This window comes from Rhizobium sp. CB3171 (assembly GCF_029714265.1).
GTDB lineage: Bacteria > Pseudomonadota > Alphaproteobacteria > Rhizobiales > Rhizobiaceae > Rhizobium.
In genome coordinates this window covers 384500-399062 of the sequence record NZ_CP121652.1, presented here as the reverse complement: position 1 = coordinate 399062, position 14563 = coordinate 384500, and the positions used below count along the sequence as shown (strand labels likewise).

The window sequence follows — 14563 nt, the reverse complement described above, 5'->3', positions numbered from 1 at the left end:
CAGGAGTTTCAAACATGGCAGCTAAAGAAGTAAAATTCGGCCGCAGCGCCCGCGAAAAGATGCTTCGTGGCGTCGACATCCTCGCTGACGCAGTGAAGGTCACGCTCGGCCCGAAGGGTCGTAACGTCGTTATCGACAAGTCCTTCGGCGCTCCGCGCATCACCAAGGACGGCGTCACCGTCGCCAAGGAAATCGAACTCGAAGACAAGTTCGAAAACATGGGCGCACAGATGGTCCGCGAAGTTGCTTCGAAGACCAACGACATCGCCGGCGACGGCACCACGACCGCAACCGTTCTCGCCCAGGCCATCGTTCGCGAAGGCGCCAAGGCCGTTGCAGCCGGCATGAACCCGATGGACCTGAAGCGCGGCATCGACCTCGCCGTTGCCGAAGTCGTCAAGGATCTCCAGGCCAAGGCCAAGAAGATCAACACCTCGGAAGAAGTCGCACAGGTCGGCACGATCTCCGCAAACGGCGAAAAGCAGATCGGTCTCGATATTGCTGAAGCCATGCAGAAGGTCGGCAACGAAGGCGTCATCACGGTTGAAGAAGCCAAGACCGCCGAAACCGAACTCGAAGTCGTCGAAGGCATGCAGTTCGACCGCGGCTACCTCAGCCCCTACTTCGTGACCAACCCGGAAAAGATGATCGCCGACCTCGAAGACGCGTTCATCCTCCTGCACGAAAAGAAGCTTTCGAACCTCCAGGCCATGCTCCCGGTTCTCGAAGCTGTCGTGCAGACCGGCAAGCCGCTCCTCATCATCGCTGAAGACGTCGAAGGCGAAGCTCTTGCTACGCTCGTCGTCAACAAGCTGCGCGGTGGTCTGAAGATCGCTGCCGTCAAGGCTCCTGGCTTCGGCGATCGCCGCAAGGCCATGCTGGAAGACATCGCCATCCTGACGGGCGGCACTGTCATCTCCGAAGACCTCGGCATCAAGCTCGAATCTGTCACCCTCGACATGCTCGGCCGCGCCAAGAAGGTTTCGATCTCCAAGGAAAACACCACGATCGTCGACGGCTCGGGCGCTAAGTCCGACATCGAAGGCCGCGTTGCCCAGATCAAGGCCCAGATCGAAGAAACCTCCTCCGATTACGACCGCGAAAAGCTGCAGGAACGTCTTGCCAAGCTCGCTGGCGGCGTTGCCGTCATCCGCGTCGGCGGCTCGACGGAAGTCGAAGTCAAGGAAAAGAAGGACCGCATCGACGACGCTCTGAACGCGACGCGCGCTGCTGTTCAGGAAGGCATCGTACCGGGCGGCGGCACGGCTCTGCTGCGCTCCTCCGTCAAGATCACCGCAAAGGGTGAAAACGACGACCAGGAAGCCGGCATCAACATCATCCGCCGTGCTCTGCAGGCTCCTTGCCGCCAGATCGCTGAAAACGCTGGTGATGAAGCCTCCATCGTTGTCGGCAAGATCCTCGACAAGAACGAAGACAACTGGGGCTACAACGCTCAGACGGGCGTCTATGGCGACATGATCTCCATGGGCATCGTCGACCCGGTCAAGGTCGTTCGCACGGCTCTGCAGGACGCAGCTTCGGTTGCTTCGCTGCTGATCACCACCGAAGCCATGATCGCCGAGCTGCCGAAGAAGGACGCTCCGGCTGGCATGCCAGGCGGCATGGGCGGCATGGGCGGCATGGACATGATGTGATAGGCTCGCGCCTCATTTCATGATCTATTCCGGCATCCGGAATTGACGAAGGGCGGCCCTCGGGTCGCCCTTTTCATTTATGATGAACCTGCTGCCGCGCAAGGTTCGACAGTTTTTGTAACTGCGCAAATTTACGCAAATTGCCCCATTGCCGTTTTTGTAAAAGCTCCTATAAATCGCAGCGCAATGACGTTCGGGGGGACTGTTGCAGAGCACACAAATTTTACTTGATTTCGGCCCGCCTTATCCGCGAGCAGGCACAGTCATAACCTTTTGGATAGATAGTTCAGGTAGAATCATTACTTGAAGTGACTTGAAGCATTCAATTGACGATCCGGAAGCACGCCCGGGGGGATGGGTTCAGCGAGGATGCCTTCGCGATCCGTAGCTGTGCAATATACGGAGCCACGCTCTGATCAATAAGGCATGGAATTCGATTGAAGCGCGCGCAGGGGAACCCGCGCCTCAAGCTGGGGAATATCTTGTTCAAGATCGCCAAAGCCAATCTTGCTGCACCGTTCGCTCCGGGGTCGTTGGAGTTCAGTGGACATGACCCTGATCTTCTGGCGCAGTTCTGCGTCTCCGAGGAATGGACCGGTGATTTATCGAGCGGCATCATCAAGCTCGGCCAATGGGGCACCATGCTGCACGGGTTGACCTCGTCGGAATGCGGCCTGTTGAGCCTGATGCATTGCTACGACGCCCATGACCGCGCCCGCATCCTCGACCTGTTCGAGCAGGCAGCAACCGCCTCGTCCAGCTTCTGCTACTCCACCACCGCACTCGGCGTCGGGGGCCACCGCCAACCGATCTTCTGCGTCGGCGAATCCATCGGCACGGAAGGAAAACACGCCGGCAGCATGGTGGGCGTCTTCCTGTTTCCGCGTTTCAAGCTCGAGCCGGGCAGCCAGTTGGCGAGCCGGCAGTAGATCCTAAACGCAAAAGGCCGATCCTTTCGGACCGGCCTTGCATCTTGCGCGGAAATACTCGCGATCAATCCCGCTTCGGGATGTTCAGCCCGCGCTGGCTCGCCGGGCGGGCGATGGCGCGTTCAAGCCAATCCGTGACCGACGGGAAACTTGCGAAATCGAGAACTTCCCGGCCGCCGTAAAAGACATCGACGCCCCGGACCCACGGGAAAGTGGCAATGTCGGCGATGGTATATTCGTCGCCCATGATCCACTGACGGCCCTGCAGGCGGCTTTCCAAGACGCTCAACAGGCGCTTGCTTTCATCACGATATCGCTCGACCGGATAGGCGTTGTTGGCGACCTTGTCGGCGGCGAATTTGAAGAAGTGGCCGAACTGTCCGAACATCGGGCCAATGCCGGCCATCTGGAAGAACACCCACTGCAATGTTTCATAGCGCCCGGCCGCATCCCGGGGCATCAGCTTACCTGTCTTTTCGGCGAGATAGACGAGGATGGCACCCGATTCGAACAGGCTCATCGGCTTACCGTCAGGACCGTTGGGATCGATGATCGCGGGAATGCGGCCGTTGGGATTGAGCGAGACGAATTCCGGCGACTTCTGGTCGTTGGTGCTAAAGGAAATCAGATGCGGCTCATAGGGAAGGCCAAGTTCTTCGAGCGCAATCGATACCTTGACGCCGTTCGGCGTCGGCAGTGAGTAGAGCTGGATAATATCCGAATTGCTGGCAGGCCAGCGCTTGGTAATTGGAAACGAAGACAGATCGGCCATGGGGCTTCCTTCTGAAAATCATGATTTGGCGAATGAATTCGCGCCAACATAGTCGATATGGAGCATATGGGAAGATGTCGACCGCAGGGAGATTGTTCAACAATTGTGAACTAATCGTGCGCACTTGTTTATCTTTCCAATCGCACTAAAATCGCGAATAACGGGTTTCAGAAATTGTCGCTCGCGGCACTCACCACCTTTACAGGAGACCGTCATGTCCAACACCAATAACATCATCATCCTTGTGGCGCGCATCCTGCTCGCCTTCATGTTTATCTTCGCCGGCTTCGGCAAGCTTGCCGATCCGTCAAGCACCGCAGGCATGATTGCCGGCGCCGGCATGCCTGCCGCCACGCTTCTCACCTATCTCGCTGGTGCCTTCGAATTCGTGACCGGCGTCTGCGTTCTCGTCGGCTTCCAGATCCGCATCGTGGGCTGGCTGCTCGCCCTGTTCTGCGTCTTCACCGGCATTGTCTTCCACCTGCCGACCGTCAACGTTCCGGATTTCCCGGCTGCCGCCAATGGCTGGATCAACGGCCTGAACTTCGTCAACTTCCTGAAGAACGTCACGCTCGCTGGCGCCTACATCATGCTCGCCACCAATGGCCCGGGCGCCTATTCGCTCGATGCACGCCGCGGCGCCTACGCAGCCGCCTGATCGCTCAAGGCCTCCCAAGCATCAAAAACCCGCCGGAATTTCCGGCGGGTTTTTTGTATCGTCAAACAGATCGGCAAATATCAAAGCGCGCCGCGTACGGCGACGATGATGCGCTGAACCAAGGGATCGCTCTCATGGCTTTCCTTGCGCGCCCGGACGAGGCAGGCCTCGGAGCGCAAGATGATCCCATCAGACAGAACCTTCAGATGGTTCGCCCGCAAGGTCGAGCCGGTGGAGGTGATGTCGACGATGATGTCGGCCGAGCCGGAAGCGGGTGCTCCTTCGGTGGCGCCGAGGCTTTCGACGATGCGATAGAGCTGGATGCCGTGCTGGCTGGAGAAGAACTGCTGCGTCAGCCGCCAATATTTCGTCGCGACCGTCAGCCTGCGACCATGACGGGCGCGGAAATCGGCGGCGACGTCGCCGAGATCAGCCATGGTATCGACATCGAGCCAGATATCCGGCACCGCGACGACGACATCGGCATGACCAAAACCAAGCCTTGCGCAGAATTCGACACGGCGATCGGCCTCCGCCATGCCTTCACGCACGAGATCTTCGCCGGTAATGCCGAAATCGACGCTGCCGTTGCCGATCTCGCGCGAGATTTCCGAGGCCGACAGGAAAGCGATCTCGACGCCGTCCCAGCCTTCGACACGGCCGCGATAGGAGCGATCATTGCCGACGGCGACGATGGGCATGCCGGCGCGCTCGAAGACCGCCGAGCAATCGTCCTTCATGCGGCCCTTGGAGGGAAGCGCTATGGTGATGGTCATCAGGCGGCCCTCGCGGTTTCGATGCGGTCGAGCCAGAGCGCGAAGCCGACGGCCGGAATGTGGTCCTTGGCGCCGAGCAGTGTCAGCAGCCGGTCAAAACGGCCGCCGCCGGCGAGCACTGCCGGCGATCCTTCCACCATCACCTCGAAGACGAGGCCGGTGTAATAGTCGAGCGGACGGCCGAAGGCGGCGCGATACTCGATCTGGGCAGCGTTGACGCCGGCCTTGGCAAGGGCCGCAACGCGGGCATCGAAACGCTCAAGCGCAGTTCCGAGCTTCAGCCCGGCCGCATCGGCAAAGCCGGCCAGCGCGGAAGATGCCTCGGCGAGCGGCAGGCGGAGCGACAGGAATTCCTCCAGGACACCGAAAGCGGCATCATCGAGCCGCGTTTCCGAGAGAACCAGCTTTTCGCGAAGACGGCGGGCGATCTCCTGCGGCGAGCGGCTGGCATTGGTGGAATAGCCGGTCGCCTTCATGGTGCTGTCGATATGCTTGACCAGCCCCTGCTCGTCGCCGCGCGTCAGAAAATCAAACACATGCGGATCAAGGCCAGTGACCGGCTGCGGGCTTGCGAGCCGTGCCAGCAGCGTTTGGAGCTGCGTCATATTGCCGAAGGCATGCACCAGGCGCTTCTGCCAGCCGGAGGGCAGACCGAGCGCCTGCACGACGGCCTCGAAAACGGCTTGATCGCCGAGCGTCACCGATAGCGCCCTGCCCGGCACCAGCCGATTGAGAATGCCGATGGCATCACCGATGAGGCGGGCGTCGGCGCCGGCGATATCGCGGTCGCCAAGATCTTCTATTCCCGCCTGATAGAATTCATTGCCGCCTTCGCGGCGCTGGCGGAAGATCTCGCCAAGATAGGAATAGCGCTTCGGCGTACCGGTCGCGGTCTCGATATGACGCAGGCAGACAGGAATGGTGAATTCGGGACGCAGGCAGAGGCTGGCACCGGTCTCGTTCTCCGTCATGAAGATACGGCGGCGCAGGTCTTCGCCCGCCATGTCGAGAAAGGGCTCGGCCGGCTGGATGATCGGCGTATCCACCCGCTCCGTTCCGCGGGCACCGAACTCGGCTAGGAGATCGCCGGCAAAATCTGGGAGGTTGATCAGGGGCATGGGAGTACCTCCTCCTTCTCCCCGGCGGGGAGAAGGGAATAGACGCATCTTCCATCGCCCTTCAACCTCGTGAAGATCGACAGGGCGCGACACAAGAGGTCGTCCCCTCGCCCCGCTTGCGGGGAGAGGGCTAGGGTGAGGGGCAAGGCCGCACACTCAGACATTGCCGGCCGCCCTCTTGCGGTCTTCCGCCTGCGCCGCCAAAATCTCCTGCACCTTGGTCACCAGATCGGCTTCCGGCGCGGTTTCCTGCGCGACGCGGGCCTCGCGCCAGCTCGCATTGTCCTCGATCTCGCCGGAGAGGCGCTTGCCCTCGATCAGATCCTTGAGTTGCACGACACCTTGCGCGCGCTCGTCGCCGCCCTGAATGATGGCGATCGGGCAGCCGCGGCGATCGGCATATTTGAGCTGATTGCCGAACTTCTTCCAATTGCCCTGAAACATCTCGGCGCGGATACCGGCGGCGCGCAACTGCTGCGTCATCCGCTGATAGCGGCCCATCGCCTCGACATCGCCGTCCATGACGGTGACGAGGACGGGTGCGATCACCTCGTCCTGACCGAGCTTGCCAAGGTTCTTCAAGGCCGTCATCAGGCGCGAGACGCCGATGGAGAAGCCCGTGGCCGGAACCGGCTGCCCCATGAAACGCGAGACGAGTCCATCATAACGGCCGCCGCCGCCAACCGAGCCGAAGACGACCTTTTCGCCCTTTTCATTGGTGACGTCGAACAGGAGCTCGGCCTCATAGACCGGGCCGGTATAATATTCGAGGCCGCGCACGACGGACGGATCGATCTTGATGCGATCGGAATGATAGCCGGCGCTGGTGACGAGCGAGCCGATCAGGTTCAGTTCCTCGACGCCTTCGCTGCCGTTGGACGTGCCGGCGACAAGCTCAGCAAGCCGGACGGCACTTTCGGCATAATCCTTGATGCCGACAAAGAAGAGCACCTTCTCGATCTGGTCAGCGTTGAGGCCTGCACCCTTGGTAAAATCGCCGGACTCATCCTTGCGGCCCGGCCCAAGCAGCAGTGCCACACCTTCGGGACCGAACTTGTCGAGCTTGTCGATGGCGCGCAGCACGTTCAGCCGCTGGCCAGCCTTATCGTCGCCGCCGAGACCGATCGCCTCGAGCACGCCATCCAGAACCTTGCGGTTGTTGACGCGGACGACATAGTCGCCGCGCTTGATGCCAAGCGACTCCAGCGTATCGGCCATCATCATGCACATTTCGGCATCGGCCTGCACGCCCGGCGCGCCGACCGTATCGGCGTCGAACTGCATGAACTGGCGGAAGCGGCCCGGGCCTGGCTTCTCGTTGCGGAAGACATAGCCGGCACGATAGGTGCGGTAGGGAAGCTGGATTTCGTTGAAATTCTCCGCGACATGACGGGCGAGCGGCGCCGTCAGGTCGTAGCGCAGCGACATCCACTGCTCGTCGTCATCCTGAAGCGAAAATACGCCCTCGTTCGGACGATCGCTATCGGGCAGGAACTTGCCGAGCGCATCGGTATATTCGAACAGCGGCGTTTCGACGGGATCGAAACCATAATGCTCATACACGGCCCGGATCTTGGCGGTCATTTCGTTGACGGCGCGAATATCGCTCGCCGAACGATCGACAAAGCCACGCGGCAAGCGGGCCTTGAGCTTCTGCGGTTTCTTTTGTTTATCGCTCATTTGCAGGATAATCCGGTACGGGAACAGTGGCGGTTAACTAGCGGATAGCGCGGGATGCGGCAAGGATTGTGTATGTTCTCATCTGACAAAACTGACAGTGACAGACGGACCTGAAGCATCTATATTTGGGATACACGCATCCCGACTGTTACAGGGACCAACTTTAATGAGCAAGCAGACAGCTATCCGTTTGCCAGATGAGACCTATGAGCGCCTACAGGCTCTGGCCGAACGCACCGGTCGTACAGCAACCTACTATATCCGGCAGGCGATTGAAGCACATCTGCAGGACCTGGAGGACGTGTATTTGGCTGAGCGGGCCATGGAGCGGATTAAGAAGGGCGAAGACGAGATCGTAAGCTCCGAGGAGTTCTGGCGTGGTCTGGACGATTGAGTACGCCCGATCTGCTCGCAAATTCGTTGAAAAACTCGACCCAAAGACACGCAGGAGAATAAGGGACTTTCTGGAAGAGCGTCTTCCGAGCCTGCACGATCCGCGCCAGGTCGGCGACGCTTTGCAAGGTGCAAAACTCGGAAACTATTGGCGTTATCGGGTTGGCGACTATCGGATCATTTGCGATCTGCAGGATAGCCGGCTGGTCGTGTTAGTCGTCGAAATCGGCAACCGTCGCGACATCTATCGTTGAGCGCCCCTTACTGCGGTGTGCGTGGGAATTTGAGCGGACGACCCGGACGTGGAAACCATGCCCTATGCGATCAGCCTGAAATCCACCAACAATACGGCGTTGCCTGTCCTCGATCTCTGGCGGCAGGCCAGCGCCTTTGAAACCGTACCGTCGATGCAAGGGCTGAACTATCCTCCGCATCTGACCTTTGCCATCTACGAAGATATCTCGCCAGACCGTCTCTGCGAGGCCGTTCGCAAGGCTTTTCACGAGATTCCGGCAATGTCCGTGGAATTCTCAGGCATCCGGCACTTCAGGCATGACGTGCTGGTACTTTGGGCGCGTCCCGTCGATGATAGCGCCTTGCGACACGCCCACGAGGCTGTTCACCGAGAAATCGATCCTATCCTATGTGATGAGCACTATCGTCCCGACCATTGGCAACCTCATTGCACGATCGCGATGAAAATCCCGATGGCATCGGCCGAAACAGCGCTGACCTGGGCTGCGGAAACGCCGGCCAGGTTTACCGTGACGTTCGATGTTGCCGATTGCGTGAGATATCCTCCCGTCGAGATCCTGAGCGCGGTCAAACTGGCGCCTCGCTATGCTGCCGGGGGCCCTTGAGCCCAATCAAGTACGGCAAGTAAGTCAGAGAGTGGAGGCGGCTCTATGCCGCTTCTTTCATTGTTCGAGATGCGTACGGCGAAATACAGTATCCAACCAATCGGAAACGGCTCGGATGCGAACGAGGTGGCGAAGCTCGGCGTGTATGAGCAGCCATATCCCACGCGTCGGCGGGTTTCTGTCGCCGCTATCGACGCGACAAAGCCCATCGACATTGTCGGCCAGAATTTTCGGCAGGAGCGCGCGCCCTAATCCTGCAACAGCAGCCTGAAGCAGAGCTTCGGCATCGTTGACCGCAAGCGGACTGGAACGGCCGGATTTTTCCGCCTGCACTCAATTCATAATATCAGGCAGGCGTGCCGCCAGGAGGTCTATGACCGCACGCATCTTCAACGAGAGCTGCGGCACCTGCGGCCAAACCGCGTAGACATTGACGGCTCGACTGGAAACATTCTTCAGCGCCGGCGTGAGCGTGCCGGCAGCCACGTAGTCACGCACCAGCCAGCAAGGCAGCCACGCGATCCCCATCCCGGACGCCGCCGCGTCGGCAAGGACCTCCAGATCATCGAAGCGCAGACGCGTTTCGGGAAAATAATCGACGGCCGTGCCGTTCTCCTGCAGGAAGGTCCATTTCTTCGTTTCGCCCGATCTCGCATAGACGATGAGGTCATGGCCGGCGAGGTCGTCGATGGCCTGCGGCGCACCTCTTGCGGCAAGATAATCCGGCGACGCGCAGAGCGTCATGCGATGAAGGGCGACCTTGCGGGCGGCAAGGCCGGCTTCATCGCGCAGCACGCCGTTGCGAATGGCCAGATCGAACCCCTCCTCAAAGAGATCGACCACCCGATCACTGAAGGAGAGATCCAGTTCGAGCTTGGGATGCATGCGGGCTAGTTCCAGCAGCAGCGGCGCGGCACAGCGGCGGCCAAAGAGGACGGGCATGGAGATGCGCAGGCGCCCCGTGACCTCGCGCTTTCCCGATTCCAGCATGGCCTCGCCCGACTGTATCTCGTCCAGTGCCCGGCGGCAGCGCTCGTAAAAAGCCTGGCCTTCATCTGTCAGGCTCTGCATGCGCGTGGTGCGATGAAACAGGCGAGTGTTCAGGCGCCTCTCCAGTCTTGCGATGGCCTTGCCGATCGCCGAGCGCGACAGATTCATGCGCGCCGCCGCCGCCGAAAAGCCGCCGGCTTCGACTGCCTCCACGAATTCCGGAATGCCGTTGAGCATGTCATTCATGACGATTGCTTCCTCATAGGAACCAGTTAGCGGAATTTATATCGCCACTGACGATCAAGAGGCAACGATATAGTGGCTCCATTGCTTCCAATTCCTCACAGGAGATCATGATGACGAAGATTATGAAGCGCTGGACCCTCGAGACAATCGCCGTCGGCGCCCCCTTGAACCTCACGGAAACAGCGGTTCCCACGCCTGCCCGCGGCGAAGTCCTCGTGCGGGTCAAGGCGGTTTCGCTGAACTATCGCGACAAGCTCGTTCGCGAGACCGGCATGGGCCTGCCGATCCAATTTCCCTTCGTGCCGGCTTCCGACATGACGGGCGTCGTCGAAGCGGTGGGAGACGATGTCACCAGATTTTCGACCGGCGATCGTGTCATTTCGACCTTCCACCCGGGCTGGATCGACGACAAGCCGCTCGGCGATGCCCGCAATCCTCCTTATAAGACGCTTGGCGGCTTCTATCCCGGCGTTCTCTCCGAATATATCGCCGTGCCGCAGGACTGGCTCGTCTCGGCGCCCAAGAGCCTCGATGACGCCGAGGCAAGCACACTGCCTTGCGCCGGTCTGACGGCATGGTTCGCCTTGGTGGAACGCGGCAAGATCAAGCCTGGCGATCGCGTGCTGGTGCAGGGAACCGGTGGCGTGGCGCTGTTCGGCCTGCAGATCGCCGCCGCCCAGGGAGCCGAGGTGTTCGTGACCTCATCAGGGCCGGAGAAGCTGGCACGGGCAAAGGCGCTCGGTGCCCATCACGGCATCGACCGCAATACCAGCGATTGGGTGGAGGAGGTCTATCGCATTACCGACGATCGCGGCATCGACCATATCATTGAAATCGCCGGCGGACCGAACTTCGCTCAGTCGCTGAAGGCGGTGACGCCTCATGGCCGTATTTCCGTCATAGGTGTTCTGGAGGGCTTCGACATTTCCGGTCCGGCGGCGCCGCTGCTTTTGAAGTCTCCCGTCGTGCAAGGCATCAGCGTCGGCCATCGCCGCTCGCTTGAAGATTTCGTACGTGCGGTGGACAGCATCGGCCTGAAGCCCGTCATCGCCCACCGCTATGCTTTCGGCGAGGTTCCGGAGGCCTTCGATCATCTCGATCGCGGTGCCTTCGGCAAGATCGTCATCGAGCTTTGATAGCAGCCGGGCCGCCGCGAAGGGCGGCACGGCCTTCGCAGGATATCAAGCCTTCGGTTCAAAAGGCTGCGGCCGGCGGGCGGCGCCTTGGCGGGGGATCATCCAGCCGGGATATTCCGCAGCCAGCGCGCTGACCTCGTCCAGCTTGGCGAGATCGTCTGCATCGAGCTTCAGCTTGACCGCTGCCAGATTCTGGTCGAGCTGGTCGAGACGCTTGGCGCCGATGATGATGCTGGTGACGAAGGGTTTCGCCAGGATCCAGGCGAGTGCCACGGTCGCGACGCTCGCGCCGTGTTTTTCGGCCACTTCGCGCATGGCGGCAACACAGGCCCAGGCGCGATCCTTGTCGACGGGCGGGAAGTCGAAGCTGGCGCGGCGTCCTTCGCCGTTGCCGGGTGCACCCGGACCATATTTTCCGGAAAGAAGACCGCCGGCAAGCGGCGACCAGACCATCAGCCCAAGCTTCTCCTCAGCCATCAGCGGCACGATTTCGCGCTCCAGATCGCGGCCGGCGATGGAGTAATAGGCCTGCACCGTTTCGAAGCGGGCAAAGCCGCGACGTTCGGAAATGCCGAGTGCCTTGGCGATGCGCCAGGCCTGCCAGTTGGATACACCGACATAGCGCACCAGACCGCGAGAGACGAGATCGTCGAGCGCACGCAGCGTCTCATCGATCGGCGTCACCGAATCCGTGGCATGGATCTGGTAGAGATCGATGTGATCCGTCTGCAGCCGCTCCAGGCTGGCCTGGACCGAATCCATGATATGGCCGCGCGACGCGCCGCGGTCGTTGGGCTTGTCGCCCATGACGCCGTAGACCTTGGTGGCGATGACGACGTCCTTGCGCGGCACGCCAACATTCTTCAAGGCCTGGCCGAGCAGCTTTTCCGAGTTCCCGAGGGAATAGACGTCAGCGGTGTCGATGAAGTTGACACCGGCGGCGAGCGAGTTTTCGACGATCTTGTCGGCCGTCGCCTGATCGACATCGGCGATGGCACCCCAGGTGCTGTTAGGATTGGCTTCGCCGAAGGTCATCGTACCCAGGCAAAGTTCTGAGACGAACATGCCGGTATTGCCGAGTTGGTTATAACGCATTTGAAGAAATCCCTTGTGATCCGCCGGAAGGCGGCTTCCGGCCGGTGAATTCTTGTCTCTTGGCTATTGACCTCGGCATGACAGCCGCTCATCCGCGCTGCCTTGGGGAGGTCCGGAGAAGGTCATCGAGGAGCGGTCTTGGCGCCGCCGTCATCAAGACAACATCGACATAATGCACCGGAATCCGATTTCAACGCGATACCCGGCACCGATCACGATGCAGTTACCAGCGCTTCACTCTTGCCTCCGTTTCGACGCGCGATAGACTCTCACATCCATTTAATCGGCAAGAGCAAGAATTTCGATGACGCAACGACCCTTGACCACGATCGGCTTCGATGCCGACGACACGCTCTGGCAAAACGAACAATTCTATCGTCTGACGGAACGGCAGTTCATCGAACTGCTTGCCGACTATGCCGAGAGCGAGAATATTTCCCAAAAACTGCTGGAAGCCGAAAAGCGCAACCTGCACCGTTACGGCTTCGGCATCAAAGGTTTCACGCTGTCGATGATCGAGACGGCGATCGAGATCACCAAGGGCGAAGTGCCGACGGCAGTGATCGCACAAATCCTCGATATCGGCCGCATTCTGCTCGCCCATCCCGTCGAAACGCTTCCCAATGTGCGGGAGACATTGGAAGCCCTGACTGGCAATTACCTGCTGGTGCTGATCACCAAAGGCGATCTTTTTGATCAGGAGCGCAAGCTTGCGCAATCGGGCCTCGGCGATCTCTTCGATGCCATCGAAATTGTCTCCGACAAGAATGCCTCCACCTATCGCCGTATTTTCTCCAAGGTCGGTGACGGGCCGGAGCGGGCGATGATGGTCGGCAATTCGCTGAAGTCAGACATCGTGCCCGCGCTCGCCGCCGGCAGCTACGGCGTCTTCGTGCCGCACGAACTTACCTGGGCCTTCGAACACATCGACGAACCGACCGAGGCGCCGAGATTTCGGAAGATCGGACATCTTGGAGAATTACATGGAGTGATCGAGGGGCTGTCCTAATCATCCTTCACCACCCCTTATTTTGCCTTCGGTGGAAACAACACGGGCGCTTGACCGGCCGGCTTGTTCGTTTGTTGTGTGGCCGGCGGGTTGGGATCGATGAGGATTTCGTAGGGTGCGCCGAGGCCGCGGCGGCGGGTGACGCGGGAGTAATAGGGCTTGATCAACCAGGTCGTGTCCTCGTTGACGGTGACATCGGCGACCATGCCGTCTTCATCGGTGCCGAAGAAGGATTCGTCATCATTCGAGGAGAGATCGAAGATCGCCATATAGGCGTATTTGCTCTTCGAGCTGAAGGTGATGCGGACGTGCTGGCCCTTCTTGAGCGGCAGCGTGTAGACCTTGCCTTTGCCAAACTTCGTCCAGCCCGTCAATTTCTCCACGACGGCAGGGAAACCGAGCTTTTCCACGGTTTCGCCGCGATCGAGTTGCGGAAGCGGTGTCTGCTCAGCGCCCTGGGTGCTGTCATCGTCCTGAGTATCCTGCGCATAAGCGGCTTGACCGCCGAGCAGGGCGAACGCGAGCAAGGAAAAGGCAAGCATCACGCGTTTCATGGCCGTACCAATGCACTGCGCATCGCCTCCACCTCTTTCCGGCAATAGCAGCCTTCGATGTGATCGTTGACAAGGCCCATGGCCTGCATGAAGGCATAGACTGTGGTGGGGCCGACGAAAGTCCAGCCGCGTTTCTTCAGATCCTTCGAGATGCGCACCGACACTGGCGTCGTCGGATTGGCGACGAGGGTCGGATAATCGACGAAGGCCGGCCGCTCTTCGGCTGATGGCTCGTGGCTCCAGAAATATCGGGCGAGCGAGCCGAATTCCTGGCGCAGCTCGATGGCACGGCGGGCGTTGTTGATGGTGGAGACGATCTTGCCGCGATGGCGAATGATGCCGGCATCGCCGAGGCAGCGTTCGATATCGGCCTCACCGAAATCGGCCACCTTCTCGAAATCGAAACCGGCAAAGGCGGCGCGGAAATTCTCGCGCTTGCGCAGGATCGTCAGCCAGGACAGGCCGGATTGAAACCCCTCCAGGCAGATCTTTTCGAAAAGCCTGATGTCGTCGATGACCGGCCGGCCCCATTCCTGATCGTGATAGCGCTGATACTCCGGCAGATTGCCGTGCCAGAAGCAGCGGTCCTTGCCATCCTCACCGGTGATGATGCCTGTTCCGGCCATTGTTGCAGTTCGTCCCCTGTTTCAGAACCCGATCCCGAAAACTGGCGGGCAGCTCTCGGATAAGAT

General features: G+C 60.1%; 17 protein-coding genes. 8 read left to right on the top strand and 9 right to left on the bottom strand.

What is annotated here, in order from left to right:
* The first annotated feature begins 14 nt into the window (after positions 1-14).
* Positions 15-1655 carry a chaperonin GroEL gene (gene groL, locus QA648_RS01945; RefSeq protein WP_283049300.1) on the top strand — a complete coding sequence of 547 codons (1641 nt, stop codon included), beginning with the start codon at positions 15-17 and terminating at the stop codon, positions 1653-1655.
* A 482-nt stretch (positions 1656-2137) separates the two neighbouring features.
* Positions 2138-2584, top strand: a complete 447-nt coding sequence (locus QA648_RS01940) for a hypothetical protein (protein WP_283051452.1) — start codon at positions 2138-2140, stop codon at positions 2582-2584.
* A 64-nt stretch (positions 2585-2648) separates the two neighbouring features.
* On the opposite strand, the gene QA648_RS01935 is transcribed toward QA648_RS01940, so the two are convergent.
* Positions 2649-3356 carry a glutathione binding-like protein gene (locus QA648_RS01935; protein ID WP_283049298.1) on the bottom strand — a complete coding sequence of 236 codons (708 nt, stop codon included), beginning with the start codon at positions 3354-3356 and terminating at the stop codon, positions 2649-2651.
* 214 nt (positions 3357-3570) lie between these two features.
* Here QA648_RS01935 and QA648_RS01930 point away from each other — a divergent pair, with 214 nt between their 5' ends.
* Positions 3571-4014 (top strand): DoxX family protein, encoded by a 444-nt coding sequence (locus tag QA648_RS01930; protein WP_104822121.1) that lies wholly within the window; start codon positions 3571-3573, stop codon positions 4012-4014.
* An 80-nt stretch (positions 4015-4094) separates the two neighbouring features.
* Here the strand turns inward: QA648_RS01930 and hisG are convergent, their stop codons facing one another.
* The 3 genes from hisG to hisS form a co-directional block, all read right to left on the bottom strand.
* The gene (gene hisG / locus QA648_RS01925) at positions 4095-4790 is read right to left on the bottom strand and encodes an ATP phosphoribosyltransferase (protein ID WP_104822120.1); all 696 of its coding nucleotides are present in this window, start codon (positions 4788-4790) and stop codon (positions 4095-4097) included.
* The gene (locus QA648_RS01920) at positions 4790-5908 is read right to left on the bottom strand and encodes an ATP phosphoribosyltransferase regulatory subunit (protein ID WP_104822119.1); all 1119 of its coding nucleotides are present in this window, start codon (positions 5906-5908) and stop codon (positions 4790-4792) included. The genes hisG and QA648_RS01920 overlap by 1 nt, the downstream gene beginning before the upstream one ends.
* A gap of 156 nt (positions 5909-6064) precedes the next feature.
* Positions 6065-7588: a histidine--tRNA ligase gene (gene hisS, locus QA648_RS01915; RefSeq protein WP_104822118.1), complete on the bottom strand. Its 1524-nt coding sequence runs from the start codon at positions 7586-7588 to the stop codon at positions 6065-6067.
* A gap of 166 nt (positions 7589-7754) precedes the next feature.
* Between hisS and QA648_RS01910 the strand changes: the two genes are divergently transcribed.
* Genes QA648_RS01910 through QA648_RS01900 form a run of 3 tightly spaced genes read left to right on the top strand, consistent with a single transcriptional unit; the run spans position 7755 to position 8841 of the window.
* Positions 7755-7982, top strand: coding sequence for a DUF6290 family protein (locus QA648_RS01910; protein WP_104822117.1), 228 nt, complete (start codon positions 7755-7757; stop codon positions 7980-7982).
* A complete protein-coding gene (locus tag QA648_RS01905) occupies positions 7966-8235 on the top strand; it encodes a type II toxin-antitoxin system RelE/ParE family toxin (protein WP_104822116.1) in 270 nt (89 codons plus the stop codon). Before QA648_RS01910 ends, QA648_RS01905 begins: the two co-directional genes overlap by 17 nt.
* A 57-nt stretch (positions 8236-8292) precedes the next feature.
* A complete protein-coding gene (locus tag QA648_RS01900; RefSeq protein ID WP_104822115.1) occupies positions 8293-8841 on the top strand; it encodes a 2'-5' RNA ligase family protein in 549 nt (182 codons plus the stop codon).
* 57 nt (positions 8842-8898) lie between these two features.
* Here the strand turns inward: QA648_RS01900 and QA648_RS01895 are convergent, their stop codons facing one another.
* On the bottom strand, positions 8899-9174 hold the full coding sequence (locus tag QA648_RS01895; protein ID WP_104822114.1) for a LysR substrate-binding domain-containing protein: 276 nt from the start codon (positions 9172-9174) through the stop codon (positions 8899-8901).
* On the bottom strand, positions 9175-10077 hold the full coding sequence (locus QA648_RS01890; protein WP_104822113.1) for a LysR family transcriptional regulator: 903 nt from the start codon (positions 10075-10077) through the stop codon (positions 9175-9177).
* A gap of 110 nt (positions 10078-10187) precedes the next feature.
* Here QA648_RS01890 and QA648_RS01885 point away from each other — a divergent pair, with 110 nt between their 5' ends.
* The gene (locus QA648_RS01885; protein WP_283051451.1) at positions 10188-11213 is read left to right on the top strand and encodes an NAD(P)-dependent alcohol dehydrogenase; all 1026 of its coding nucleotides are present in this window, start codon (positions 10188-10190) and stop codon (positions 11211-11213) included.
* Positions 11214-11258: 45 nt separating this feature from the next.
* Here the strand turns inward: QA648_RS01885 and QA648_RS01880 are convergent, their stop codons facing one another.
* The gene (locus QA648_RS01880) at positions 11259-12308 is read right to left on the bottom strand and encodes an aldo/keto reductase (protein WP_283049292.1); all 1050 of its coding nucleotides are present in this window, start codon (positions 12306-12308) and stop codon (positions 11259-11261) included.
* A gap of 304 nt (positions 12309-12612) precedes the next feature.
* On the opposite strand from QA648_RS01880, the gene QA648_RS01875 reads away from it, so the two are divergent.
* Complete coding sequence (locus tag QA648_RS01875; RefSeq protein ID WP_104822110.1) at positions 12613-13317, top strand: HAD family hydrolase; 705 nt, start codon at positions 12613-12615, stop codon at positions 13315-13317.
* Between the two features lie 17 nt (positions 13318-13334).
* On the opposite strand, the gene QA648_RS01870 is transcribed toward QA648_RS01875, so the two are convergent.
* Together QA648_RS01870 and QA648_RS01865 are read right to left on the bottom strand one after the other, a co-directional pair.
* Positions 13335-13871 carry a hypothetical protein gene (locus QA648_RS01870; RefSeq protein WP_283049289.1) on the bottom strand — a complete coding sequence of 179 codons (537 nt, stop codon included), beginning with the start codon at positions 13869-13871 and terminating at the stop codon, positions 13335-13337.
* On the bottom strand, positions 13868-14497 hold the full coding sequence (locus QA648_RS01865; protein ID WP_104822108.1) for a DNA-3-methyladenine glycosylase I: 630 nt from the start codon (positions 14495-14497) through the stop codon (positions 13868-13870). Before QA648_RS01865 ends, QA648_RS01870 begins: the two co-directional genes overlap by 4 nt.
* Positions 14498-14563: the final 66 nt, after the last annotated feature.